Here is a 23,708-nt window from a genome sequence, read left to right as displayed (position 1 = left end):
GGGGTGCCCGCCACTAGGTGACGGCAGAGAAGATCGCGACCGATCCGGTGCCGAAATAATTCCGTGCGGGAATAGCTGCGGCCGCGATACGTTGCTTCGAGGTGGTTGGTGAAGCGAAGGAGAGGGGCCGGTCGGTGGCAACCGAGGCAATGGAATCGTCCGTCGGTCTGCGATCCGATCGAGGTGCGATCCTTGCTTCGCTGATGCTCGCGACAGGGCTGGTCGCGCTGGATTCCACCATAATCGCCACCGCGGTACTGACCATCACCGACAGCCTCGGCGGGTTCTCGCAGTTCCCGTGGTTGTTCTCGATTTACCTACTGACACAAGCGGTTACGGTTCCGGTGTACGGCAAGGTTGCCGACACGGTCGGGCGCAAGCCGGTAATCCTGTTCGGCATCGCGGTTTTCGCGCTCGGCTCACTGCTGTGCGGTGTGGCGACGAGCATGTTGGGGCTGATCATTTTCCGCGCGGTGCAGGGTATCGGTGCGGGCGCCATCATGCCGATGACCATGACAATCGCCGGCGATCTCTACACCCTGACCGAACGCGCCAAGGTACAGGGATATCTGGCCAGCGTGTGGGCCATCTCGGCGGTAGTCGGGCCACTGCTGGGCGGACTGTTCGCCGAATACGTCAGCTGGCGGTGGATCTTCCTGATCAATATCCCGCTGTCCGCACTCGCCGCGTGGATGCTGGTGCGCAGCTTCCAGGAGAGCACGGTACGGCGCAAACAGCGCGTCGACTATCTCGGTGCGGCGCTGCTCACCATCGGCGCGGGTGCGCTGATTCTCGGCTTGCTCGAGGGTGGACAGGCCTGGGCCTGGTCGTCGGCCACTGGTATCGGCATCTTCGTGGGCAGCGCACTCGTGCTCGCGCTGTTCGCTCTGGTGGAGCGGCGGGCCGCGAATCCGATTCTGCCACTGTGGGTTTTCACGCGACGGGTCATTATCGCCAGCAGTCTGGTCTCGGTGCTGGTCGGCGCGATCCTGCTCGGCATGACCTCGTATGTACCGACTTTCACGCAGGGCGTGCTCGGCACCGGGGCGCTGATCGCCGGTCTCACCGTCGGTGCGCTCACCCTCGGCTGGCCGCTGGCCGCCTCCCAGGCCGGAAAGGTCTACCTGCGCATCGGTTTTCGCGCGACCGCGCTGATCGGCAGCACCCTGGCCACGCTCGGTGCGGCCACCACCCTGCTGATCGATGAGAATTCCACGCTGATCCAGGTCGCCGCTTCGTGTTTCGTGATCGGCACCGGCATGGGCCTTGTCGCCACCCCCACCCTGATCGCGGCGCAGACGACGGCGGAGTGGTCCGAGCGCGGCGTGGTCACCTCGGCGAATATGTTCGCCAGATCGTTGGGCAGTGCGGTCGGTGTCGCGATATTCGGCGCGATCGTGAACTCGCGCGTCGGCGACACCGACCATCCGGCTCCGGCGTTGTTGTCCTCGGCGGTGCATCTAGTTTTCCTCGCGGTCGCCGCGATGGCCTTGGTCATGGTGACCGCATCCGCGATGATGCCGCGCCAGGGCGCGAACGCCGCCTGAGCACTTTCGTGAACGTTATGGGGCCGACCGCTCGGCGATCTCGGCCAGCGCGCGGGCACGCTGCTCGGCGGGTAGTTGTTCGGCGGCGGCGCGGACGGCTTCGACCGCGGATTCGGAGAGGGCTTTCAGCGTGCCGCGATACTCCGACCAGAGGTCGTTTTCGGCCGTGGCACACAGCATTTCCGTGAGTTTGTCGGGCGACGCGAGGTTGACGAAGCGTTCCAGCTGTGCGGCATCCTCGACGAGGCAGGCCGAGCGGACGAGCGCGATGCCATCGAGTGCGGATTCGGTGGCGCGGGCCGCGGTATCGGGGATGGACGCGACCAACTCGCCGAGCGTGATCCAATCTTCGCGTGCCGCAAGCTCTTTGCCGACGGCGACAATGGTCGCCTGGGGCAGACCACCGATAATGGCCGCGGAATGGCGTGGATCGAGTCGTGCGGCGATTTCGGCGAGGAAGTCGACCGGCAGGCGTTTGGCGACATCCACCGCATGCGACGGATCGAGCACGCCCGACATCCGGGCCGCGAGCAGTGCACCGCGGCTGCGCGCCACCATTTTCGCGGTGATCGGCGTCGGAATCACTTTGGACGCCTGGGCGACCCGGCGCAGTCCGGGCTCCTGTCCGGCCACGAACAGATCCGTGACCTGACGGCGGAACTCACGCAGATCCGCATCGGGCACGTCGGCGAGGTAGGCGAGATGCTCGACCGGAACCCTCAGTGTCCGTGCGAGTTTCAGCAATTGCGCGGTCACAGTCCGGCCGCCTTCTTGACCGGGCCGCGCAGGAAGCGCGGCAGAAAGTCGAGCATGCCGAAGGCCGCGGCCTTCAGCTCGTTCGCCTCCCGCCATCGGGCATCGACGATCGCCTGCGCGAGTTCGGCTTGCCGCTCCGCGCTCAGCGCGGCAATGCCCGGGGGTAGGTCATCGGTTATCAGTTCGGCCAGCGTCTGCTCTGTCATGGTTGCCTCCGTCGGGCGCATCGGGTTCATGATCACGTGGGGCGATTTGCGGCTGGATGCAAGGAAACGGTGCTGTTCGGGGTCAATGACGGGGTCGTGTGCCCTAACGTCGGAGCATACGACCGAGTCGTCCGATCGGTCACGGGTGGATCGGTGGTCGCCATGGGTGTCGAGCGCACGGTGGATATCGCGGTGATCGGCGGTGGACTTGCCGGATTGACGGCGGCCCGCCAGTTGCGTCGCGCCGGATTCGATGCGCTGGTCGTCGAGGCGCGGGATCGGGTCGGTGGTCGCACTCTGAACCACCCGATCGGGGACGGCAAGATCGTCGAGGTCGGCGGGCAGTGGGTCGGTCCCGGTCAGGACCGGGTGCTGGCGCTGATCGACGAATTGGGGCTGGAGACGTTTCCCACCTACACCACCGGTCGGCATCTGTTCGAACATCGCGGGAAACTGCGGCGCTATCGCGGTCGGATTCCGTTGATCGCCTCCGCCGCCCTGCTGGATGCCTACATCGGTCTGCAGCGGTTGGATCGGATGTCGCGCGTGGTGCCGGCGGACGCACCGTGGTCGGCGGCGCGGGCGGGGCAGTGGGATACCGAGACCGTCGCGTCGTGGATGCGACGCAATCTGCATTCGGAGATCGCGCGCCGGGCCATCACGATGGTCTGCAAGGCAGTGTGGGCCGCCGATCCGGCAGATGTGTCACTGCTGCATCTGCTGGCCTATCTCAATGCCGGTGGCGGTGTGGATTCGATGATCGAAACCGACGGTGGCGCACAGCAAACGCGCATCGTGGGCGGTTCGCAACGAATTTCGATGGCGCTGGCAGAGCAGTTGGGCGAGCATGTGCTGCTGAATACGCCGGTGCGCAAGATCGAGCAGACCCAGGGTTCCGCCGTCGTGCACGGCGACGACACCCGGATTCTGGCCCGCCGCGTGATCGTGGCGATAAGCCCGGCCCTGGCAGGTCGGCTGGTGTACTCCCCCGCGCTGCCCGCCGATCGTGACCAGCTCACTCAGCGTATGCCGAACGGCTCGGTCATCAAGACCATGGCCGTATACGACACCCCCTTCTGGCGGGCGGATGGGCTGTCCGGACAGGTCACCGCTGCCACCGGACCGGTCAAGGTCACCTTCGACAACTCCCCGCCGGACGGGAACCCCGGCGTACTGCTCGCCTTCCTGGAAGGCGGCGATGCCCGCCGACTCGGCCGCTACCCCGTCGAGGAACGGCGCGATATCGTGATCTCCAGCCTCACAAGGTTTTTCGGCCCCGCAGCGGCTACCCCCATCGAATACATCGAGAAAGACTGGTCCGCCGACGAGTGGACCCGCGGCTGCTACGGAGCCTTCATGCCGCCCAACACCTGGACCGAATACGGCCCGGCCCTACGCACACCGATCGGCCGAATACATTGGGCCGGAGCCGAAACCGCGACAGTGTGGATGGGTTACATGGACGGGGCGATCCGCTCAGGTGAACGTGCCGCCGCCGAGATCACCGCGTTGGCCGCTGGGGACCGGAAGCCCACAGCGGTCAGCTGACCCTCCGGTGCGGCTTATCCCACAGCCGATCGGGTGAATTCGGCCCGCCACCGTTGCGTCTCTTGATTCGCTTCGATATCCACTGTCCGAAGTCCCTCGGCCGCAAATGAATTGATCTCCGACCGGGTCAGCGGCCACGGCGGTCCGTTGACCTCCGCACCCTCCGCCCGGATTCCGGCGATCACGATCAACTGACCACCGGGTGCCACGGCCCGCCGGATATTGGCGATCGCGGTATCGCGCACCGACACCGGCATCGACTGCACCGTAATCGACTCGACGACGAGATCGAACGCATCCCGCCACGCGGCGGGCAGATCCAGCAGATCGGCCACCGCATACTCTACGGCGGACTTCGGAAACCGTTGGCGCACTTCGGCAATAGCGGTCGGCGAGATATCGAAGGCAGTAGCCGCGAAGCCGAGCCGCGCGATGTATTCCGCATCCTGTCCGTACCCGCAACCGACCACCAATGCCCGACGCCCGGCACCGTCCGCCGCACGCTGCTCGGCCCACTCGACCACCATCGGATTGGGCTGATCGCGATCCCACGGCACCATCGCCGCCCCGGCTGCCGCCTCCGCATACAGTCGCTCGAACCACCCGGTCGGATCGTCCTGTGCGAGCGACTCCGCGGCCAACCTGCTGGCATCAGCATCTCGATTCAAGGCCATCCAGCCAGTCTCGCACGAGCCGATATCAGAAGCGGCCGCGCCGGAAGGCTTCGGCGACCTCCGCTCGCTCGATGAGGATCTGTCGGCGGCGGTTCGCCATGGCCTCGGCTATCGAGGTCTTCGCGACGAGGGCCCGATAGAGGGCGGCGGCGTCTTCGATCGCGTCACGGGCGCCGACGCCCGCGGCGGGGCTGATGGCGTGATCGGCGTCGCCACAAAGGATTACGTCGTCTCGGGGTGGGCGCGGATGGGTCAGCGGCACATTGCGGGCATTGCTGACGTGCACCGTCTCGGTGATCGAAAGTAGCGAATCGATTAGACCCGGTATGGCGGGCAGTGCCGCGCGGATCTGCTCCGCCCATGCCTCGACGGGGTGGAAACCGTTGTCCGCCATCGGGATCGGCTGGCGACGGATTCTGGCGAACCATACCGCCGTCTGGTCGTTCCACAGGTGCCCGAAGGCGTCGGTCGGCCGGGCGTTGCCGGTGCGATGGAAGTGCAGTACCGATTCTTCGGTGGGCAGGGTGATCGGGGTCCTCGCAACCCCGTAGATGACGACCTGACCCGCGTATACAGGGGGCCGGGCGGGCTCCATGCGGGCGCGTACGAGCGAGTCGATACCGTCCGCCGCGATCATCGGGCCGTCCGGTGTCACCGATTCGCTTGCAAGCCTTAAGGTTCGGCTCTCGATGTCGAGATCGGTCACCGGACGGTCGTAGTGGAACTCCGCGGCCGTGGCGTGGGCGAAGGTGGTGAGCACTCGTAGCAGATCCCGGCGGAGGTAGAGCCGCCGACCGTCATCGGGCTGGGCACGATACCCGGCGAGGTCGTGCAAGCCGAGCGCGCGCACCTCACACGATGCGGCATATAGGTCGTCGCGGTCGATCCCGAGTTCGCCCAGCGCCGCATGCGCCCGGCTGTCGAGGATGAGAAACGCACCGGCGTCGACCGTGGACCGCCGCTCGTACACGGTGGCCGGAAGTCCCTCGCGCGCAAGGGCTCCGGCGAGTATCGTGCCCGCGATACCGCCGCCGATGATCGTGACCATGTGCCTCCTCAGGCCGGTGCGGACCGCTGTGCTTACCCACCCCCCGGCTGCCGTCCCCTACGCCACCGGTGGGGTTACCGCGCCACCCTTGCCGAGCTTGGTCATCGCCAGATAGCCGCCGCAGACCAGCGCACCCCAGACCGCTCCGACGACAATCGCGGTGCGCCCGCTCTCGGTCCAGAACAACAGGACGACAACCAACCCCAGGAAGGCCAGCGCCAGCCAGGTGGTGATCGGTGCGCCGGGCAGGCGGTAGTCGCTGGCGGGCAGTTCACCACGGCCGACCTTGGCGCGATAGATCAAGTGACACACCAAGATTACGCCCCAGACAAAGATGATGCCGATGGTGCTGACCGAGGTGATGTAGTTGAACGCCTTGTCCGGCGAGATCACATTGACGATCACCCCGATGACCATCGCGGCCGCCGAAGCTGTGATGCCGGCATACGGCACCGCGCGCGAACTGAGCTTGTTCAGCCCCGCGGGCGCTTCCCCGTGCAGCGACAGGGTGCGCAACATGCGGCCGGTGGAGTAGATGCCCGAATTACACGATGACAGCGCCGCGGTCAGCAGCACGAAATTGATGATGCCCGCGGCACCTGGGATGCCGATCTGCTGGAACACCTCGACGAACGGGCTCTTACCCGCGTGGAAGTTGCGCCAACTGGCCACCGACATGATCACCAGGAGCGCGCCCACATAGAACAGGCCGATGCGGAACGGCAGGGTGTTGATCGCCTTGCGCAGCGTCGTGCGCGGATCCCGCGCCTCGCCCGCGGTCACACCGACCAGCTCGACACCGACGTAGGCGAACAGCACGATCTGCAGCACCAGCAGCGACTGTCCGAATCCGTTCGGGAACACACCGCCATCGGCCCACAGATTGGTGACCGTCGGGTTGGCGGCATGGCCGAAGCCGATCGTCAGCACCCCGATGCCGATGAGGATCATCGCGACGATCGCGGTGACCTTGATGGCGGAGAACCAGAATTCGCCCTCACCGAACAGCCGCACCGAGATCAGGTTGGCGCAGAACATGACCGCCAAAACCACCAGCGCGGTCAGCCACGGCGCGATATCGAACCAGTACTGCACATACTTCCCGGCAACGGTGATCTCGGCCATACAGGTCGCCACCCAGACCGCCCAGTACGACCACCCGGTGACGAATCCCGCGAAGCGCCCGAGGAATTCGTGCGCGTACTCGGCGAAGCTGCCCGAGACCGGCCGGTAGGTCAGCAACTCCCCCAGCGCCCGCATGATCACGAAGATCGCCAGACCCGCCGCGAGATAGGCCAGGATCAGCCCAGGCCCCGCCTGCTCGATCGCACCGCCCGCACCATAGAAAAGACCCGTGCCGATCGCACCACCGATCGCGATCATCTGAATGGTCCGCGGGCTCAGCCCCCGCGAGTACCCCTCTTCACCGGATGCGGCCGGGTCGGTGGGCGCCGATTCAGCTTGGAGCTGACGGTCGGAGGCTGTCATGGATCGTGCGGTCCTTCCCCTGGAGCTCGAGATCGATCAGCCCGTCACGCTACCGGCCGCACCACCGGACCGCCGCGCGACCCGAACCACACCGCGATCAGTGCAGGCGGAAGCCGTGATTCGCCAGGGACTCACGGAGCCGGTGGCGGCCGTTGAGGCTGGCGGCGGAGGCCAGGCGGGCCAGGACGCGCTCGGTCCAGGAGTGCGAAAGCTGCTGTTCGGCGTAGAACTCGGCGATGCGGTCTTCGTAGGCCGCCACATGTGGACGTTGGTTGGGCAGGTCGTAGGTTTCGTGGTGGAGGACTGCCGGTTGCGGGAGGCGCGGTTTGACGCGGGCCTCCTCACTCGGATCCGGATGTCCGACAACGAGTCCGAAGACCGCGAAAACCTGCTCGGGCAGATTCAGTTCCGCCGCAACCTGTTCCGGGTTGTTGCGGATCGCGCCGATATACACGGTGCCGAGGCCGAGGGATTCCGCGGCCACGACCGCGTTCTGCGCGGCCAGGGCGGCATCGATGAAACCGACGTAGCTCGATTCGAGATAGTCCGCTCCAACCAGGGGCGCTTCGCGGTCCTCGGCGAGTTGGCGCAGCCGGGCGAAATCGGCGGTGAACACGAGCAGCACCGGGGCCTGTTCGATATGTGCCTGCCCGCCGGACAGCGCGGCCAAGCGGGCCTTGCGCGCCGGATCGCGGACGGCGATGACGCTCCACACCTGCAGATTGGAGGAGGTCGGGGCGGACTGGGCCGCCGAGATGAGCAATCGCAGGGTGTCGTCGGAGACCGGATCGGCGAGGTAGCGGCGCACCGAGCGGTGCTCGTGCAGTACCTGAAGCACCGGATTCCACTCGGCGGGCGCGGTCGGATTCGGATCCCGATAGCGTTGCTGGACGGCGTGGGCGGGGCTCGGCACGGTCTGCGTCATGCCGATCATCCTGTGACATCTACGGCGCGCCCGTCAGCGGTAACCCTCAGCATGAACCGAACCGGGTACGGTTGGTAAGGCAAGCCTAATTAGCAATTAGTGGAGGTTACCTTGGCACGACCCCGCACCACACTGACGGTGCAGCGCACCGAGCGGCTGACCCCGCATCTGATCCGGGTGTATTTCGGTGGCCCCGGATTCGCCGCGTTTCGACCGAGCGAGTTCACCGACTCGTATGTGAAGTTCATTTACCCACGCGACGGCATCGATGTGCTGCGCACCTACACCGTGCGCTCGGTCGATCCGGATGCCGGTGAGCTGGCAGTGGACTTCGTCTACCACGGCGACGAGGGCATCGCCGGTCCCTGGGCCGCTTCGGTGCGGCCGGGCGACACCATCGACTGCTTCGGACCGGGCGGAGCCTATGCGCCGCGTGCCGACGCCGACTGGCACCTGCTCGCAGGCGACGAGGCGGCGCTGCCCGCGATCGCGGCCGCGCTGGAGGGGATGTCCGCCGATGCGGTCGGGCAGGCCTTCGTCGAGGTCGCGGGACCCGATGACGAACTGAAACTGGACAAGCCCACCGGCATCGAACTGACCTGGCTGCACCGTGGCTCACGCGAGCCGGGCGATGTGCTGGCCGAAGCCGTGCGCGCGGCGACGTGGCGCGCGGGCCAGGTGCAGGTCTTCATCCACGGCGAGGCCCGCGCCGTCATGCAGGACCTGCGTCGCTACGTCCGTCGCGAACGCGGCGTCTCCGCCGAATGGGCGAACTCGATCTCCGGCTACTGGCGGCGTGGCCGCACCGAGGAGGGCTTCCGCGAATGGAAGGCCGAATTCAAGGCCGAGGACACCGAGGATGCGCCGAACAGGTGAACGGCCGAAATCCCATGACGACCGGATGTTCGCCGGTCGCCATGGGATTTCGTGGTGTCGCTACTGCTGATTCGCGCGCAGCGCCTCCTGCACGAACTGGGTCGTGTAGGTCTTCGACAGATCGATGCGGTCCTTGACGGGCGCCACATTCTTCGAGTACTTGCCGAGCACGTTCAGCACATTCTCGGCGCCTTCGGATTTCATCAGGCCGGTGCCGTTGAACATGCCGATCGAGTCGCGGATGGACTGGACATAGAGGTCTCGGCCCGCGCTCGCGTATTGCGAGGGCATTTTGGCAGCGATCTCCTCCGCGGTGTGCGTCTTGATCCACTGCAACGTCTGCACGAACGCGCTCGCGATCTTCTGCACGATATCCGGATGCGCGTCGACGGTGTCGCAGCGCATGTAGAGCGACGATGCCGGATACAGCCCGCCCAATGCCGCCCGGGTGCCTTCCTCGGTCCGCATATCCACCAGGATCTTCGCGTCACCGGAGTTCACCATGGTGGCGACCGTCGGGTCGGTGGTCATGCCCGCATCGATGCCATTGTGGTTCATGCCTGCGATAAAGGTCTGTCCCGCACCGACTTTCACCCGCGTGTAGTCGGCGGTGGTCATACCCGACTGCCCGGTGAGCGCCTGGGTGAGGAAGTCGGTCGAGGAGCCGAGCGAGGTCACACCGAGGTTCTTGCCGCGCAGATCTGCCAGCGAATTGATACCGGCAGCATCCGCCTTGGACACGAGCTCCACTTCGCCTGGCACATCGGCGAACTGGACCACCGAGGTCAGGCACTGTTCCTTGGCCTGCAGGTCGATGGTGTGGTCATAGAAACCGACCACGGCCTGCACATCGCCGGTCAGCAGCGCGGTTTCGGCGCTCGCGCCGGACTGTTCACCGAGCAGTTTGACGTCGATATCGTTCTTCTCGAAGAAGCCGAGCTTTTCGGTGAGCATGGCGGGCAGGTAGATCACCTTCTCCAGACCGCCGACCATAATGGTGATCTGGGGCCGGCCGTTGGCCATCGGAATGGTTCGGGAATCCCGGCAGCCGGTCGCCAGCAGCAGTGCCGCGATGACTCCGACAATGATCGTCAGATGTTTGACGTACCGCATGATCAGATCCCGTGGTTCGAAGTCGCCTGCGACGGACGCCATTTCAGCAATCGGCCCTCCGCCGCACTGATCGCCCATTCGGCCAGCAGCGCGATGACGGTGATGATGATCATGCCCGCGTAGATACCGGCCGAATCGAAGGTGCCCTGGGCGTTGCTGATCAGCAGACCCAAACCCTTACTGGCACCGGCGTATTCACCGACGACCGCACCGATCAGCGCGAAACCGAAGGCGGTGTGCAGGCTGGACAGGATCCAGGTGGTCGCGCTCGGCAGCACGATCGAGCTCAGCACCTGACGCTTGCTCGCACCCAGAATGCGGGCGTTATTGATGACATTGCCGTCGACCTCACGCGCACCGGTGAAGGCGTTGAAGAATACGGCGAAGAACACCAGCACCACGACCGTCGCGACCTTCGAGCTGAGCCCGAGACCGAACCAGATGATGAACAGCGACGCCAGCACGATACGCGGAACGGCGTTGAGCGCCTTGATGAACGGCGCGAGCACCTCGGCCCAGTAGCGGCTGCGGCCGAGCAGCGTGCCGAGTACGACACCGGCCACCGCGCCGATAACGAAGCCGAGCACCGCCTCCTGCACGGTGGTGTACATCTGCAGCCAGATCGAGCCGAATTGCGTTCCCTCGGTGAACCATTCGACCAGGCGGTCCCAGATCAGCGAGGGCTTGGAGTAGAAGAACGGGTCGATCCACAGCGTGGCGGTGAGCTCCCATGCGCCCAGCCACACCGCGATCAGGGCGATCCGCAAGCCCCAGGTGCGCAGCCGGTTGCGCCGGAGGTTGGTCCGCACGCGTGCGAGAATCTGCTCCTCGGTTTCGATTTCGACCTCGGGCGCGGACTTCGCCACATCTTCGAGCACGTTATGCGACACGGGAGGCTCCCTTGCCTCGGGCTGCCTCGACCTGATCGCGCAGCGTTTCCCAAATTTCCTTGTAGATATCCCGGAATTCGTTGGTCAGCCGGACCTCCTCGACATCGCGCGGACGTTCCAGCGAGACCGGGAAGTTGCCGCAGACCGTCGCCGGGCTGGCGGTCATGACGACGACCCGGTCGGCGAGCACGATCGCCTCTTCCAGATCGTGGGTCACGAAGATGACGGCCGCGCCGGTGCCTGCCCATACGCGCAGCAGTTCGTCCTGCATCAACTGCCTGGTCTGCACGTCCAGCGCGCTGAACGGCTCGTCCATCAGCAGGATCTCGGGATCGTTGACCAATGTCTGCGCCAGTGCGACGCGCTTGCGCATACCGCCGGAGAGCTGATGCGGGTAGTAGCTCTCGAATCCGGCCAGACCGACCTTGCGCACCCAGCCGCGGGCCTGTTCACGCGCTTCGGCCTTGGACTTGCCGCGCAGGCGCGGGCCGAGGGCGACGTTATCGATCACGCTCTTCCACGGCAGCACCGCATCCTGCTGGAACATGTAGCCGATGCCGTCCGGGATGCCGTGGACATCCTTGCCGCGCACCAGCGTCCGCCCGGCCGAGGCCGGCTCCAGCCCGGAGACCAACGACAGCGTCGTCGACTTTCCGCAGCCTGTCGGGCCGACCACGGCGACGAATTCGCCGGGTTGCACCGCGAGATCGAGATTGCGGACGGCAGTGTGGATTCCGCCGCCGGTGCCGGGGAAGCGCTTCGTCGCGCTCCGCAGCTCGATGAGTGGTTCGGTCATTCTTCTTGCTCCTAGCGGATCAGGTAGAGCGAACCTACGTGGGCCGGGTCACACTTCGAGGCTTGTGCGCACAACCGGTGCAAACGACCGATTCGAAGGTTGTGCGCATTCTGCTCACGCCGGTCTGCGTGGTTTATGCTGCGGAAATGGCCAACGACGGCAGAGCACCGCGGCGCGCGACCGGACACTTCCGGTTGCGCACCCAGGTGCTGCTGCTGCAGATCGTGATCGTCTCGGTGACCCTCGCCGCCGCCTTCGCGGTATTCGGCTATGTCAGCAGCCAACGGCTCAACGATCAGTACGGGCAGCGTGCGCTGGCCATCGCACGCAGCATCGCGGCCGAACCCGTGGTGCGCGAAGAGGTCGCTCGATACGCGCCGGGCACGGTGACGCCCGAGTTGCGGACGCAACTCACCGCGGGACCGCTCGAGCGGATAGCCATCGATACGACGCAGCGCACGGGCGCGCTGTTCGTGGTGATCACCGACGATGCCGGAATCCGGCTGGCACATCCGGACGAGGCGCGACTGACCGAACATGTGAGCACGGATCCGTCGGAGGCGCTGGCGGGCCGGGAGGTGATCGTCAAGGAGCGCGGGACGCTCGGGCCTTCCGTGCGTGCGAAAGTTCCTGTGGTGGAGGCTGGTTCGGATCGAATTGTCGGTGCGGTGAGCGTCGGTATCTCGACCACCGCGATTCGCGAGCAGTTGCTCTCCGATCTGCGCACCGCGGCGCTGTTCATCGCCGCGGCGCTACTGATCGGAGTCGCGGGTTCGGCATTGCTGGCGTGGCGATGGCGCGGATTGACGCTCGGACTCGAACCCGCCGAACTGGCCGAACTCGTCCAAGGTCAGGCGGCGGTGCTGCACGGCATCGGCCGCGGTGTGCTCGCCGTCGATTCCGCTTGGCGCACAACGTTTGTCAATGACGAGGCACGGCGGCTGCTCGGTATCAGCGCCGAGATCGGCAGTCCGGTCGACGAGATCGGTTTGACGCCACGGGTGCTGGAGGTTTTCCGTGCGCTCGACGAACAGCCGACACCCGCCACCATCGGCTCGCATATCGTGGTGGTCGCGGCCCGGCCCGTCACCCGCGACGGGCGCAATCTCGGTGCCGTGCTAACAGTGCGCGATCGCACCGATGTCGAGGCATTGACCCGCCAACTCGATGCGGTGCAATCGATGAGCACTGTCCTGCGCGCCCAGCGCCACGAGTTCTCCAACAAGATGCACCTGCTCAGCGGACTGCTGCACGGCGGGCGCACCGAGGAGGCGTCACATGTCATCGATGAGTTGATCGGTGCGGGCCCGCTCGGTGCGGCGACGCCCGGCATCGATGCGATCCACGACGCCTATCTGCAGGCCTTCCTCGCAGCCAAGGCTGCGCATTCGCGCGAGAGCGGCGTCGAACTCGCACTCGGCCCGAATACGTGGGTGGACGGCAATCTCGCCGAACCCGTCGATGTCACGACCGTGCTCGGCAATCTGCTCGACAATGCGATAGAGGCCGCGCGCGTCGCCGACAATCCGATCAAACAGGTGGAAGTCGAACTGGTGCAGGAGGGTTCGACGCTGCATATCGCGGTCGCGGACAGCGGTGACGGTGTCGCACCCGAAATGATCGACACCCTGTTCACCGAGGGCACCTCCACCCGCGAGGATCACGGTGTGCCGGGCGGGCGCGGCGTCGGCCTCGCGCTGATCCGCCAGATCGCCCGCGCGCACGGCGGCGATGTCCGGCTCGCCAGTGCACGCGGTGGTGCGCCGCCGCTCACCGGCGCCGAATTCATCGCCCGAATCCCCGGAGTATTGGTAGACAGCGAGATGCCATGGCCGCAACAGATCTGACCGTGCTGGTGGTGGACGACGACTTCCGCGTGGCCAATCTGCACGCCGGAATAGTCGAATCCATCGCGGGTTTCACCGTCGCGGGCACCGCCCACACCCTGGCCGCCGCGCGAGAACTCGACGCCGCCAATGCGATCGACCTGGCACTGGTCGATGTGTACCTACCCGACGGCTCGGGCATCGACCTCGTGCGCGAATTGCACTGCGACGCCATGGTATTGACCGCTGCCACCGAAAGCGCCACCGTGCGAGCCGCATTCGCCGCGGGCGCACTCGCATACTTGGTGAAACCTTTCCCGCACACCATGCTCGCGGCCCGCCTGGCCGGATACGCCCGCTACCGCCGCACCCTCGCCGCGCCCCAGATCGATAACGCGAGCATCGAAGCCGCACTCCAAGCGCTGCGCCCTACCTCGACGCCCACCGCGACCACCGTCATCGCCTCCCCCACCAAAGACCTCGTCCTGCACACCATCCTCGAGGCCACCGCACCGCTGTCCGCCGCCGAGGTGGCCACCGCCATCGGCATCTCCCGCGCCACCGCTCAGCGCTATCTCGCCACCCTGGTCGCCGCGGGCACCGTCCAGATGCGTCTGCGCTACGGCACCACCGGCCGCCCCGAACAGGAATACACCGCGGTACCGCGCCGCCGCTGAATACCCCTGTCGATCTCGACCGAAATCGGAGACACTAGCATTAGGCGTGCCTAACCTTAACCAGGTTGGGTTAGTTGTGTGTGAGTGAGGATCGATAATGCAGGGCCGGGACTTGGAGCGGCGCCGATGACGGCGCTGGTGGGCGAGATTCATACCCGGCGCGGTTTCGCGATCCGGACGGTTGCCACCTGCGCCGCGCTCGCGACGGCGATCTGGCTGTCGACCCAATTGCATTGCACGCCAGCGCTGCACCATGCGGCGTTGCTCATCCATCTGGCCTCGCTGGTCCTGGGCTTCGGCGCGGTGCTGGCGGTGGACTATTTCGCCGTGGCCTGGGTCCTGCGCCGCACACCCCTGCGCGAAATGCTGACCGTCGCCGACCGCCTCCAACTGCCCATCTGGCTGGGCGTTATCGGTCTGGTCGCCAGCGGCGTACTCCTCGAACCGAATATCGCCAACCACACCACTCAGACCAAAATGGCGCTGGTCGTCGCCCTGACACTGAACGGTCTACAAGCATCCGCCTTCACCGACCGAGTCGCGGCCCGCGGCGGTGTCCTCGACCGACCGCTGATCGCCCGCGGCGCGCTAACCCTGCTCATCTCCCAGGCATGCTGGTGGGGTGCGCTCTGGATCGGTTTCTGGAGCACCACCAACCACGCATAATCCTCAGTTGGTGCCGCTCAGCGCGACGCTGGCACCCACGCCGATGATCATCAATCCGCCGGTGGCGCCGACGGATTCGAGGCGGCGCGGTGAGCGGACGAACCACGATCGCGCCGCACCCGCGATCATCGCCCATGTTCCATCGGAGAGTATCTGGATGCCGAGCCCGACCGACCCGAGCGTCAGCAACTGCAAGGGCAATGCGCCCGTGGCCGGGTCGGCGAACTGCGGTAGGACAGCGGCGAAGAACACGATGGTCTTCGGATTCGTCGCGCCGACGATCACACCTTGCCGGAACATGCGTCGCGGATTCGCATCCGGTGCGTGCGAACGCAGCGCACCCGCGAGACTCTTCCGCTCCCGGATCGCCATGACGCCCAGGTAGATCAGATAACCGGCGCCCACCACCTTGACGATCGTCAGCAGGACGGCCGACGCTGCGAGCACCACACCCAACCCCAGCGCAACGGCAATCAGCGGAACCGCCGATCCGACTGTCGCCCCCAGCACCGAAAGCAATGCCGTGCGCCGACCGTGCGCCAAGGCCCGTCCGATTGCGAAAAGCACATTCGGGCCGGGAATTACGATGATGATCAGTGCGGCGACGGCGAAAGCGGCCAAGTGAGAGGCGGGCACCATCCGTCGGAGCCTACCGCTTGGACACGGCCCAGTGCACGCGTCGCTGAACCCGAGTGACGCTTCACTGCACTCTCATTCGAGAATGATCGGTCGAATCGCGCGGACAGTTGGTCAACCGCTTGAACTCCGCGCTATTGATGTGCGCCCAGCCCGTGCTGCGACGATCATCCGTTGCTCTAACGTCGGAGTCGTGGAGTTCTCTGAAGGGTGGGATAGCTTCGCTGCTTTGGTCGATGGTTGCTGGGTCGAGCGCCGACCGCGCCGTCCAGAGGTTGCCGACCAACTCCGACGCGAAACCCAGCTGATGCCTTGGCTGGCGCCGCTGCTGCCGCTGCAGGTGCCGATCCCCTGGGTGGTGCGGGAAACGCCGCTCGTCGTGCGTCACGCTCTCGTGCCCGGTCAGGCGATCGTGTCGCCTGCTGTCGAGCACGGTGTCGCGATCGGAAAGTTTCTCCGCGCACTTCACGACAGTCCCGCGACCGAAGCGGTCCGACATGGGTTGCCGCCTGCGGCCGAAACCAGGGGCAACCGGGTAGCGATGATCAGCCGTTTCCGGGCCGATGTCATGCCGTTGATCCCATTCTCCCAACGAGATTCGGCGTCGGCGGTCCTCGACTCCGCACGGGTATTCCCAGCAGATACGGTCGTCCATGGCGACCTCGGACCTGAGCATGTGTTGGTAGCGGGAGGTCGCATTGCCGGGGTGATCGACTTCGGCGACGTCCATCTCGGCGATGCCGCGAACGACCTGGCTTGGCCACTGTATGGTGCACCGACAGATTTTGCAGACGCTGTTGCCGCCGCGTATGGCGTCACCGGCGACCTCCGTCGACGCGCACTGGTTTGGCATCAACTCGGACCGTGGCATGAAGTGACCCACGGCTCGGACATTGGTGACACTGCCGTTCTGCAAAGCGGTTTGACAGGTGTGCTCGAGAGGCTGAGACTCTCCGCTGCATGATGACGAAGAGGCGCGCCTTGCCAGGCGTCAGCCGCCGGGCGTCCAAGCCAGGGACGTCGGTGCGGCAGGCTCGGCCGGATTCACAATTAAACGGAGATTTCACCTCCGGTTCGGCTAGGATTGCCTTTGTCGAGATCCCTGCAGTTCATCTATCGAAGCAAGGGGCGAGTCATGAGTGATGCGGTATCGCAGTTCGACCCGGCGGAAATCGATTTCGAACAGGCCTATCGGGACAAAACGGTCGTCGAGGGCATACCTATGGGGCGGTTGCCGTGGGATATCGGTAGACCGCAGCCGGTATTGGTCGAATTCGAACATGCGGGACGCATCACCGGGCAGGTGCTGGACATCGGCTGCGGGCCGGGCGATAACGCCATTTATCTAGCGAGCCTGGGCTATCAGGTGTCCGGATTGGATGCCGCCCCCACCGCGATCGAGGAGGCACGCACCCGCGCGGCCGAGCGCGGCGTGGCGGTGGCCTTCTCGATTGCCGATGCCACCGAACTCGACGGCTATGACGATCGGTTCGACACGGTGGTCAGCAGTGCGCTGTTCCATTGTCTCGCCGCGCAGCAGCGCCGCGATCATGTCGCCGCACTGCATCGGGTTATGCGTCCGGGTGGTCGGCTGATCCAATTCTGTTTTGCCGATAAGGGACACAGCGAAGCGTATGCGCCGTTTCAGATCGGCGAGGAAGAGTTGCGCGCCGCGTTCGCGGCTCCGGATTGGTCGCTGAATACGCTGCGCATCGACCGGATGGTGACGATCATGCCGCCGCAACCGGTGCGCGATATGTTGGCCGAGCGGGGCGTCGAGCTCGAAATCGATGAGACCGGAGCGCTCCTGCTGCCGATATGGGTGCTGGAGGCCCAGCGAATCTGACGCCGATTACGCGGACCGACCGGATTCGAATGTCGTTCGGTCCGCAAGCAATACGGCGAAGGTGAGCGCCCACGCGCCCAGCGCAACCAGAAGCAGCAGGTCGCCGAGCGCGCGCAGTGCAGGCAGGTCGGTGGCCGTACTGGTGGTCAACGTCGCGACCGCGGTCATGCCGAGCGGGAAAACCGCCGGACAAAACGATACAGCTCGGCAGCAGCCGGCTCGAAGGCCGCTGTGGCGGCGTCCAGCTGCCCGGCGGCGAGATGTGCGAGCCCCAAGGCGAGACGGGTGATCAGAATGTCCAACGGCGCGGATTCGTGGGCCCGCAGTTCGGCGAGCACCTGCTCACAGATTCCGGTGGCCGTGTCGGGTTGCCCTGCCTGCGACAGGCATACGGCCAGACAAACTCCCGCCCGCCGCTACCTTGCCGAGAAGGACAGCGCGAACGCAGCGCCGGAGAAGTTCGCGACAGCGTGGGAAGCCTTGCGCGACAGCTATGCACGCGCGCAGATGGTGCTGTCGGATCGCGCCCTGTACATCGCGTCCGAAGTCAATCGGTGCATCGAGGAGGGCCACCAGGCTGCCCTCGACGTCGACGCGAACGAACCGGAACAAGTTGCGGCACTGGACCATTATCTTGACGACACACTAGGATTTGCCATCCGCCTGCTGCGCCGCGCACTTCGAGAAGATCTCGGCATCCAGCCACCGTCGGATGTTGATCTCGACGAACGCCTCGCAATGCTCGAGGGCATGCGTCGTCGACAGTTCGGTCGTCGCGGCTACCGTGACACCCAGGAACATCCGTAAGCGTGCGATCGTGGTCCCAGAGCGATCTGAGCCGCTGATGGTGCGTTCAGCCGGACCGGCGCCGCCGGAGGGAGTCACGGTAGCGTCGGAACGATGAGCCTGCAGGTCGCCATAGTCGGGTACGGATTGGCCGGATCGGTGTTCCATGCGCCGCTGATCGCCGCGCAGCCGCGAATGCGGGTGGCGGCGGTAGTTACGGGGTCGCCCGAGCGGGCCGAACAAGCGCGACGCGAACATCCCGGGGTGCGGGTGCTGGCGACCGCGGACGAACTGTTCGCCGATATCGCGGGAATTGATCTCGTCGTTATCGCGACGCCGAATCGAACGCACGCGCCGCTGGCTCGGCAGGCGCTGGACGCCGGGCTGCCGGTGGTCGTCGACAAGCCGTTCGCGGTGAACGTAGCCGAGGGCCAGGATCTGATCGCGCGGGCCGAGCAAGCCGGTCTGGCGCTATCGGTATTCCAGAACCGGCGCTGGGACGGCGACTTCCTGACGGTGCGGCAGCTGATCGAGGACGGGCGGCTCGGCGAAGTACGCCGTTTCGAGTCCCGGTTCGAGCGGTGGCGTCCGATACCGAAGGGCGGCTGGCGCGAAGTCGGTTCCGCCGACGACGGCGCCGGACTGCTGTTCGACCTCGGCAGTCATCTGATCGATCAAGCGGTGACACTGTTCGGCCCCGTGCGCTCGGTGTACGGCGAACTGGACCGGCGACGGCCGAATATCCAGACCGATGACGACGCCTTCGTCGCACTCACCCACACCTCGGGTGTGCGATCGCATCTCTGGATGAGCGCGGTAACTCCGCAGCTGGGACCCCGATTCAGGGTGCTCGGTTCCGAAGCCGGTTACCTCATTTACGGATTGGATCCGCAGGAGAACGCATTGCGGTCGGGCCATCGCCCCGGTGACGGTCCTTGGGGCACAGTCGAACCCGAGCGGTGGGGAACGGTAGGCGCGGAACCCGACGTCGACCCGGTCCCAACGCTGGCGGGCGACTACCCCGCGTTCTACGAGGCCATGGCCGCCGCACTCCTCGACGGCGCACCCGTTCCGGTCGACCCACGCGACGCCGTCACCACCTTGCGATTGCTCGACGCCGCCCGCAGATCGGCGGATCTCGGCGAGCTCGTCACCACCTGACCGGCTCGCGACGACTCAGCGAAGCTCGCCGCGGCCGGATAAGGTGCGGCGGTGCAAACAGCGGAATTCGTCGAGCGCGGCGCCTCCATCGCGGACCGGCTCACTACAACCCAGGCCGCGCCACCATGGTGGTTGGTGATCGCGACAGCAGTCGCGGCCCTGATTCTGGTCGGATACAGCCCGCTGTGGCGGATCACCCGCAATGTGGTCACCATCGCGCACGAGGGTGGCCACGCGCTCACCGCACTGCTCACCGGCCGCAGGCTCAACAGCATCACACTGCACTCCGACACCTCCGGCTTGACCGTATCGAGCGGAAAACCCTATGGCCTCGGCATGATTCTGACCGCGATGGCGGGCTATCCCTCGCCACCGCTGCTCGGTCTCGGCTTCGCCGCACTGCTCGGCGCCAACCGGATCACCCTCATGCTCTGGACCGCGATCGCGTTGCTCGCCGCCGTCCTGATCAAGGTGCGCAACGTCTACGGATTACTGACGGTATTCGGTTTGGGCGCCATCGTCTTCGCGGTGTCCTGGTTCGGAACAGATACGGTCCAGGCCGGTTTCGCATATCTCGGCGCGTGGTTCCTACTGCTCGCGGGCACCCGGCCGGTGATCGAATTGCAGCGCGGGCGAGTCCGCCGCTGGAATATGCCGCAGGGCGCGGACTCCGACGCCGATCAGCTCGCTCGGCTCACTCATATCCCCGCGCTGCTGTGGGTGTTCGTCTTCGGTGCGATCGCGGTGGCCGCGCTGGTCGGCGGGGCGCTGCTGCTGTCCGAGGCCGCAGGTGTCTGTATTCCCAATGTCTCCGGCGGAGAGTGCACCACACCGGCCCTGCCGACCAGATAGGCCCGGTACGCCGCCAGACACAGCGCGAGCCACAGCGCGCCGATACACCAGCCGCCGAGCACATCGGTCGGCCAGTGCACGCCCAGATACCAGCGGGAAAGACCAACGGCCACAACAAATACGGCCGCGACGGTCACCGCGACGCGGCGAGCGACCGGGCGGTGCAGTCGCGAAAGCACCACCGCGGCAAGGAGTCCGATCACCACAATCGATCCGAGACTGTGTCCGGACGGAAATGCCTGATTGGTCTCGGTGACGAGACGGTCCGCCTCGGGCGGGCGACTACGGCCGACCAGATGTTTGCCGACCACGACGAGCACGCCCGCGCCCGCGGTCGCGACACCGGCCAGCACCGCCTCCGGCCACCGCCGCCGCCAAACCAGCACTAGACACAGGACCACCGCCAGCGCCGTCATCGCCAGCGTGCCGCCCAGGTCGCTGACCCCGATCGCAACCGGCGTGACCAGCCCGGCACGGCGCTGGATCACCCAATCGGTCCCCGGCTGATCTATCGCGGTGATGCCGTCGCGCCCGAGCACGCTGCCGGTAATGGCGAAGACCATCGCGGTCAGCACCGCGATGCTCCGAACCGGTAGCGGGCGATTTGTCATACCTCCACGATGCCAGATTCGCAGCTGTGAGGTTGCTGAGCGTCCGGCCGTGGTTCTACCGGATATACCGATCCGATGTCGTAGGGTGTTGGCCGTGAATCGATGGCCGGACCACGCCAGCACCGGACCGGACGAGCACTCGCCAGTGGCAGAGTTGGCTCGCGCCCTGATCGACGCGATATGCGATACCGTCGCGGGCTGGCTGCATCCGCTCGCGGGTGCGGCGACGGTCCCTCTGCTGCTGCTCACCCCACTGCTCATACTCGGCGTCGCCTGGCTGGCGACCCGGGTCGTGCGGCGACGCACGAACACCTGAGTCAGCGCGACTCCCAGGCCGTTACCGCCTCGTGAACCAGTTCGACGGGATCCGCGGTCGCGTCCACGGTGATGCCGAATTCGTCCGGGGCCAATGGCTGCAATGCGGCGAGCTGTGAGTCGAGCAACGTCGCGGGCATGAAATGGCCACGGCGCATCTCCATTCGGCGGGCCAGTTCCGCCCGCGATGCGGACAGATGGACGAAGAACGCCTCGGGTGCGGCGGCACGCAATCGATCGCGATAGCCGCGCTTGAGCGCCGAGCAGCTGACCACCCCGCCGCGCTCGTGCCGCTCCCCCAGCCACGCCGCCACGATATCGAGCCACGGCGCGCGATCCGCATCCGTCAGCGGCACACCGGCAGCCATCTTCTCGATATTCGAAGCCGGATGAAAATCGTCACCCTCGGCATATTCGACCTGCAGTGTCTCGGCAAGCAGTGCACCGACCGTGGACTTTCCGCATCCGGATACGCCCATCACGACGACAACCGGCCGATATGTCATGCCTGCACTCACCACGCCGACCCTATCGGTAGCCCCGGTACGCGAGGACGAAAGTTCCGGCAACCTGGTCATGCCAGCCCTGCCGGGCGACATGATCGAAATACGGCGACACCGCACAGAGCACACCCCAGATAACACACAGGCCGCTCGGAAGCACGAGAGTCGCCCAGCGGATCATGGCCGCCGCAAAGCCGATACCCTCGCCCGGTGCGTCGGCCGTGTCGATCCGCACGACGCGAATGCCGAAGGCCTTCTTCCCGAAGGTCGCGCCCTGGGTCGCGGTCAAGCCGACGTCATAAGCGATGCTCGCGAGCAAGCCGAGTGCCACGACCAGCAGCGTGGTGCCCACGCCGAATCCGGAATCGGTCTCGGCGGGGAATTCGTTCGACGAGTCCGTGCTCGCGACCACGGCCGCAGCAACAATACCGATCGGTATGCCGATGATGACGGTATCGATGAGCCGCGCGCCCAGCCGGGTCCCCATGCCCGCGAGCAGATACCGACCCGAGGGGATTGTGAGGTAGGCGGTACTCGACGTACTCAAGATCCCCTCCGTGTGTGATTGCTGACGACCGCGGGAACAGGTGTCGCACCCGCCGAACTCCCCTCCACATGGCCCGGCCGGCGTGATTCCTGTTCCCGCTCGACGACCGGACGTTATGCCGCGGCGCATGCACGTAGCTACCGAGTCGGCATGCCGAGTGACGCATCTGCGCAGTTCACGGGCACCCACCGGAATTCCGGACCGGAATTCCGGTGTGTCGGAGCGGTTGCGGTAGCTTGATGCCTCGGAACACCGCGCATGCCGCAGGAGGGGAATGACTGCCATCAGGGGGATGGTCGCCGCTGTGCTCGTCGTATTGGCAACGCCGGGCGTCGCGCGGGCCGAGGAGCCGGTCGATATCTTGCAGGCGGGCGCCGACGCCGGAGTCGCGAACGGTTTCCCGGGTGTCATCGGATTGGTCCGGAGCGGATCCGAAACGCATTACGTGCACGCGGGCTACGGCGAGTTGTCCACTCGCACCCCCGCCGATTCGAAGGCGCGGTTCCGCATCGGTAGTTTCACGAAGGCGTTCGTGGCCGTGGTCCTGCTGCAACTGGAAGCCGAACAGCGACTGTCCCTCGACGACCCCATCGACCGCTGGATTCCCGGCACAGTGCCCGACAGTGCGGGCATCACCGTTCGCCAGTTGCTCAACCACACCTCCGGGCTGCCGGAATACACCGACGATCCCAGGATCTCACTGCCCTATATCGCCGGGGTCGCGGTCTGGCCTGCGTGGTCACCCAGGGCGGAGGTCGATATCGCGCTGCAGCGGGGTCGGACCGGAGCGCCCGGCGAGCAGTTCTCCTACGCCAACACCAACTATGTCCTCGCGAGCATGGTGATCACCGCCGTGACCGGCCGGCACACGGCCGACGAAGTGCACGAACGCATCATCGAACCACTGCGGCTGCGCGACACCACCTATCCGGTCACCGACCCGAACCCACACGGCAACTGGCTGCACGGCTACACCTGGCAACGCGATATCTCGGTCGCCGATCCACAGATCTATGGCGCGGCGGGCGCGATGATCTCCACCCTGGACGACTTCGCCACCTTCACCCACGCCCTGTTCTCCGGCCGACTGTTGCCACCCGCGCAACAGACCGAACTCACCACCACCGTGCCGACACCCGATGCGGGCAACGGCTACGGACTCGGCGTGCTGCATGCGCAGGCACCCTGCGGTCCGGTCTGGACCTACCTCGGCCGGACGCTCGGCTACGACAATCGGGTCATCGCCAGCCCGGACGGCAGTCGCATCGTGCTGCTCACCGGCAACGAATTCCACTACCTCGCCGACAACGCCTCCGCCGCACGGTTTCTCGACGATGCGGCCACGCGAACTTACTGCGCACTGTATTGACCCACCCCGCCGTCTCCGCAAGCTCCGTCGGCTGCCATCCCCCTGT

The 23,708-nt window shown here is 65.9% G+C and carries 26 protein-coding genes and 1 pseudogene; 13 read left to right on the top strand and 14 right to left on the bottom strand.

The annotated features are described in order from the left end of the window. The first annotated feature begins 134 nt into the window (after positions 1-134). Complete coding sequence (locus ACZ60G_RS21125) at positions 135-1,547, top strand: MDR family MFS transporter (RefSeq protein WP_465811735.1); 1,413 nt, start codon at positions 135-137, stop codon at positions 1,545-1,547. A 15-nt stretch (positions 1,548-1,562) separates the two neighbouring features. On the opposite strand, the gene ACZ60G_RS21120 is transcribed toward ACZ60G_RS21125, so the two are convergent. Both ACZ60G_RS21120 and ACZ60G_RS21115 read right to left on the bottom strand, forming a co-directional pair. Continuing rightward, positions 1,563-2,303 (bottom strand): hypothetical protein, encoded by a 741-nt coding sequence (locus tag ACZ60G_RS21120; RefSeq protein WP_465811734.1) that lies wholly within the window; start codon positions 2,301-2,303, stop codon positions 1,563-1,565. Beyond that, positions 2,300-2,509 carry a hypothetical protein gene (locus ACZ60G_RS21115; protein ID WP_465811733.1) on the bottom strand — a complete coding sequence of 70 codons (210 nt, stop codon included), beginning with the start codon at positions 2,507-2,509 and terminating at the stop codon, positions 2,300-2,302. The genes ACZ60G_RS21120 and ACZ60G_RS21115 overlap by 4 nt, the downstream gene beginning before the upstream one ends. Before the next feature lie 162 nt (positions 2,510-2,671). Between ACZ60G_RS21115 and ACZ60G_RS21110 the strand changes: the two genes are divergently transcribed. Further along, entirely contained in the window at positions 2,672-4,057 is a 1,386-nt protein-coding gene (locus ACZ60G_RS21110; protein ID WP_465811732.1) for a flavin monoamine oxidase family protein, read from the top strand. A 14-nt stretch (positions 4,058-4,071) separates the two neighbouring features. On the opposite strand, the gene ACZ60G_RS21105 is transcribed toward ACZ60G_RS21110, so the two are convergent. The 4 genes from ACZ60G_RS21105 to ACZ60G_RS21090 form a co-directional block, all read right to left on the bottom strand. After that, the gene (locus tag ACZ60G_RS21105; RefSeq protein ID WP_465811731.1) at positions 4,072-4,731 is read right to left on the bottom strand and encodes a class I SAM-dependent methyltransferase; all 660 of its coding nucleotides are present in this window, start codon (positions 4,729-4,731) and stop codon (positions 4,072-4,074) included. A gap of 25 nt (positions 4,732-4,756) precedes the next feature. Next, complete coding sequence (locus ACZ60G_RS21100; RefSeq protein ID WP_465811730.1) at positions 4,757-5,779, bottom strand: FAD-dependent oxidoreductase; 1,023 nt, start codon at positions 5,777-5,779, stop codon at positions 4,757-4,759. Positions 5,780-5,836: 57 nt separating this feature from the next. Next, entirely contained in the window at positions 5,837-7,267 is a 1,431-nt protein-coding gene (locus tag ACZ60G_RS21095; RefSeq protein WP_465811729.1) for an amino acid permease, read from the bottom strand. 97 nt (positions 7,268-7,364) lie between these two features. After that, positions 7,365-8,192, bottom strand: a complete 828-nt coding sequence (locus ACZ60G_RS21090; RefSeq protein ID WP_465811728.1) for an NADPH-dependent oxidoreductase — start codon at positions 8,190-8,192, stop codon at positions 7,365-7,367. Positions 8,193-8,303: 111 nt separating this feature from the next. Here ACZ60G_RS21090 and ACZ60G_RS21085 point away from each other — a divergent pair, with 111 nt between their 5' ends. Next, positions 8,304-9,068: a siderophore-interacting protein gene (locus tag ACZ60G_RS21085; protein ID WP_465811727.1), complete on the top strand. Its 765-nt coding sequence runs from the start codon at positions 8,304-8,306 to the stop codon at positions 9,066-9,068. Positions 9,069-9,128: 60 nt separating this feature from the next. Here the strand turns inward: ACZ60G_RS21085 and ACZ60G_RS21080 are convergent, their stop codons facing one another. From ACZ60G_RS21080 to ACZ60G_RS21070, 3 genes are read right to left on the bottom strand one after another with little or no spacing between them, the layout of a single operon-like run. Beyond that, a complete protein-coding gene (locus ACZ60G_RS21080) occupies positions 9,129-10,223 on the bottom strand; it encodes an ABC transporter substrate-binding protein (RefSeq protein ID WP_465811726.1) in 1,095 nt (364 codons plus the stop codon). Further along, positions 10,184-11,071, bottom strand: coding sequence for an ABC transporter permease (locus tag ACZ60G_RS21075; RefSeq protein ID WP_387287580.1), 888 nt, complete (start codon positions 11,069-11,071; stop codon positions 10,184-10,186). The genes ACZ60G_RS21080 and ACZ60G_RS21075 overlap by 40 nt, the downstream gene beginning before the upstream one ends. Next, the gene (locus ACZ60G_RS21070) at positions 11,061-11,867 is read right to left on the bottom strand and encodes an ABC transporter ATP-binding protein (protein WP_040695968.1); all 807 of its coding nucleotides are present in this window, start codon (positions 11,865-11,867) and stop codon (positions 11,061-11,063) included. Before ACZ60G_RS21070 ends, ACZ60G_RS21075 begins: the two co-directional genes overlap by 11 nt. Before the next feature lie 146 nt (positions 11,868-12,013). Here ACZ60G_RS21070 and ACZ60G_RS21065 point away from each other — a divergent pair, with 146 nt between their 5' ends. From ACZ60G_RS21065 to ACZ60G_RS21055, 3 genes are all read left to right on the top strand, one after another. Continuing rightward, positions 12,014-13,714, top strand: coding sequence for a sensor histidine kinase (locus tag ACZ60G_RS21065; protein WP_465811725.1), 1,701 nt, complete (start codon positions 12,014-12,016; stop codon positions 13,712-13,714). Beyond that, a complete protein-coding gene (locus ACZ60G_RS21060) occupies positions 13,696-14,370 on the top strand; it encodes a response regulator (RefSeq protein ID WP_465811724.1) in 675 nt (224 codons plus the stop codon). Before ACZ60G_RS21065 ends, ACZ60G_RS21060 begins: the two co-directional genes overlap by 19 nt. Positions 14,371-14,496: 126 nt before the next feature. Further along, the gene (locus ACZ60G_RS21055; RefSeq protein WP_465811723.1) at positions 14,497-15,036 is read left to right on the top strand and encodes a hypothetical protein; all 540 of its coding nucleotides are present in this window, start codon (positions 14,497-14,499) and stop codon (positions 15,034-15,036) included. A gap of 3 nt (positions 15,037-15,039) precedes the next feature. On the opposite strand, the gene ACZ60G_RS21050 is transcribed toward ACZ60G_RS21055, so the two are convergent. Next, positions 15,040-15,675 (bottom strand): LysE family translocator, encoded by a 636-nt coding sequence (locus ACZ60G_RS21050; protein WP_465811722.1) that lies wholly within the window; start codon positions 15,673-15,675, stop codon positions 15,040-15,042. An 82-nt stretch (positions 15,676-15,757) separates the two neighbouring features. On the opposite strand from ACZ60G_RS21050, the gene ACZ60G_RS21045 reads away from it, so the two are divergent. Next, the gene (locus ACZ60G_RS21045; RefSeq protein ID WP_465811721.1) at positions 15,758-16,636 is read left to right on the top strand and encodes a phosphotransferase; all 879 of its coding nucleotides are present in this window, start codon (positions 15,758-15,760) and stop codon (positions 16,634-16,636) included. Positions 16,637-16,807: 171 nt separating this feature from the next. Next, entirely contained in the window at positions 16,808-17,518 is a 711-nt protein-coding gene (locus ACZ60G_RS21040) for a class I SAM-dependent methyltransferase (protein ID WP_465811720.1), read from the top strand. 6 nt (positions 17,519-17,524) lie between these two features. Here the strand turns inward: ACZ60G_RS21040 and ACZ60G_RS21035 are convergent, their stop codons facing one another. Then, positions 17,525-17,686: a hypothetical protein gene (locus ACZ60G_RS21035; protein ID WP_465811719.1), complete on the bottom strand. Its 162-nt coding sequence runs from the start codon at positions 17,684-17,686 to the stop codon at positions 17,525-17,527. Between the two features lie 126 nt (positions 17,687-17,812). On the opposite strand from ACZ60G_RS21035, the gene ACZ60G_RS21030 reads away from it, so the two are divergent. From ACZ60G_RS21030 to ACZ60G_RS21020, 3 genes are all read left to right on the top strand, one after another. After that, the gene (locus ACZ60G_RS21030; RefSeq protein ID WP_465811718.1) at positions 17,813-18,325 is read left to right on the top strand and encodes a hypothetical protein; all 513 of its coding nucleotides are present in this window, start codon (positions 17,813-17,815) and stop codon (positions 18,323-18,325) included. Positions 18,326-18,418: 93 nt separating this feature from the next. Then, the gene (locus ACZ60G_RS21025) at positions 18,419-19,465 is read left to right on the top strand and encodes a Gfo/Idh/MocA family oxidoreductase (RefSeq protein WP_465811717.1); all 1,047 of its coding nucleotides are present in this window, start codon (positions 18,419-18,421) and stop codon (positions 19,463-19,465) included. A gap of 51 nt (positions 19,466-19,516) precedes the next feature. Further along, positions 19,517-20,317 (top strand): M50 family metallopeptidase, encoded by an 801-nt coding sequence (locus tag ACZ60G_RS21020; RefSeq protein WP_040695980.1) that lies wholly within the window; start codon positions 19,517-19,519, stop codon positions 20,315-20,317. A 17-nt stretch (positions 20,318-20,334) separates the two neighbouring features. Here ACZ60G_RS21020 and ACZ60G_RS21015 read toward each other — a convergent pair. Continuing rightward, positions 20,335-20,880 (bottom strand): annotated as a pseudogene (locus ACZ60G_RS21015) (phosphatase PAP2 family protein); the annotation flags it as partial. Between the two features lie 142 nt (positions 20,881-21,022). Here ACZ60G_RS21015 and ACZ60G_RS21010 point away from each other — a divergent pair. Beyond that, positions 21,023-21,244, top strand: a complete 222-nt coding sequence (locus ACZ60G_RS21010) for a hypothetical protein (RefSeq protein WP_465811716.1) — start codon at positions 21,023-21,025, stop codon at positions 21,242-21,244. 1 nt (position 21,245) lies between these two features. Here the strand turns inward: ACZ60G_RS21010 and ACZ60G_RS21005 are convergent, their stop codons facing one another. Beyond that, positions 21,246-21,749, bottom strand: a complete 504-nt coding sequence (locus ACZ60G_RS21005) for a gluconokinase (protein ID WP_465811871.1) — start codon at positions 21,747-21,749, stop codon at positions 21,246-21,248. A 22-nt stretch (positions 21,750-21,771) separates the two neighbouring features. Further along, positions 21,772-22,293 carry an RDD family protein gene (locus ACZ60G_RS21000; RefSeq protein ID WP_465811715.1) on the bottom strand — a complete coding sequence of 174 codons (522 nt, stop codon included), beginning with the start codon at positions 22,291-22,293 and terminating at the stop codon, positions 21,772-21,774. A gap of 274 nt (positions 22,294-22,567) precedes the next feature. Here ACZ60G_RS21000 and ACZ60G_RS20995 point away from each other — a divergent pair, with 274 nt between their 5' ends. Continuing rightward, entirely contained in the window at positions 22,568-23,662 is a 1,095-nt protein-coding gene (locus ACZ60G_RS20995) for a serine hydrolase domain-containing protein (protein WP_465811714.1), read from the top strand. Positions 23,663-23,708 lie beyond the last annotated feature (46 nt).

Source organism: Nocardia sp. NPDC102475, assembly GCF_055584605.1.
Note: the sequence above shows the minus strand (reverse complement) of the source record. Positions and strands in the feature narration are given on the sequence as shown.

Excerpts from the sequence above, each read along its gene's own strand:
- ACZ60G_RS21070 (WP_040695968.1), bottom strand. The coding sequence starts at position 11,867 with ATGACCGAACCACTCATCGAGCTGCGGAGCGCGACGAAGCGCTTCCCC.
- ACZ60G_RS21110 (WP_465811732.1), top strand. The coding sequence starts at position 2,672 with ATGGGTGTCGAGCGCACGGTGGATATCGCGGTGATCGGCGGTGGACTT.
- ACZ60G_RS21005 (WP_465811871.1), bottom strand. The coding sequence starts at position 21,749 with ATGACATATCGGCCGGTTGTCGTCGTGATGGGCGTATCCGGATGCGGA.
- ACZ60G_RS21040 (WP_465811720.1), top strand. The coding sequence starts at position 16,808 with ATGAGTGATGCGGTATCGCAGTTCGACCCGGCGGAAATCGATTTCGAA.
- ACZ60G_RS20995 (WP_465811714.1), top strand. The coding sequence starts at position 22,568 with ATGACTGCCATCAGGGGGATGGTCGCCGCTGTGCTCGTCGTATTGGCA.
- ACZ60G_RS21105 (WP_465811731.1), bottom strand. The coding sequence starts at position 4,731 with ATGGCCTTGAATCGAGATGCTGATGCCAGCAGGTTGGCCGCGGAGTCG.
- ACZ60G_RS21095 (WP_465811729.1), bottom strand. The coding sequence starts at position 7,267 with ATGACAGCCTCCGACCGTCAGCTCCAAGCTGAATCGGCGCCCACCGAC.
- ACZ60G_RS21115 (WP_465811733.1), bottom strand. The coding sequence starts at position 2,509 with ATGACAGAGCAGACGCTGGCCGAACTGATAACCGATGACCTACCCCCG.
- ACZ60G_RS21065 (WP_465811725.1), top strand. The coding sequence starts at position 12,014 with ATGGCCAACGACGGCAGAGCACCGCGGCGCGCGACCGGACACTTCCGG.
- ACZ60G_RS21045 (WP_465811721.1), top strand. The coding sequence starts at position 15,758 with ATGATCGGTCGAATCGCGCGGACAGTTGGTCAACCGCTTGAACTCCGC.
- ACZ60G_RS21060 (WP_465811724.1), top strand. The coding sequence starts at position 13,696 with ATGGCCGCAACAGATCTGACCGTGCTGGTGGTGGACGACGACTTCCGC.
- ACZ60G_RS21025 (WP_465811717.1), top strand. The coding sequence starts at position 18,419 with ATGAGCCTGCAGGTCGCCATAGTCGGGTACGGATTGGCCGGATCGGTG.
- ACZ60G_RS21100 (WP_465811730.1), bottom strand. The coding sequence starts at position 5,779 with ATGGTCACGATCATCGGCGGCGGTATCGCGGGCACGATACTCGCCGGA.
- ACZ60G_RS21050 (WP_465811722.1), bottom strand. The coding sequence starts at position 15,675 with ATGGTGCCCGCCTCTCACTTGGCCGCTTTCGCCGTCGCCGCACTGATC.
- ACZ60G_RS21030 (WP_465811718.1), top strand. The coding sequence starts at position 17,813 with ATGTCCAACGGCGCGGATTCGTGGGCCCGCAGTTCGGCGAGCACCTGC.
- ACZ60G_RS21080 (WP_465811726.1), bottom strand. The coding sequence starts at position 10,223 with ATGGCGTCCGTCGCAGGCGACTTCGAACCACGGGATCTGATCATGCGG.
- ACZ60G_RS21035 (WP_465811719.1), bottom strand. The coding sequence starts at position 17,686 with ATGACCGCGGTCGCGACGTTGACCACCAGTACGGCCACCGACCTGCCT.
- ACZ60G_RS21055 (WP_465811723.1), top strand. The coding sequence starts at position 14,497 with ATGACGGCGCTGGTGGGCGAGATTCATACCCGGCGCGGTTTCGCGATC.
- ACZ60G_RS21090 (WP_465811728.1), bottom strand. The coding sequence starts at position 8,192 with ATGACGCAGACCGTGCCGAGCCCCGCCCACGCCGTCCAGCAACGCTAT.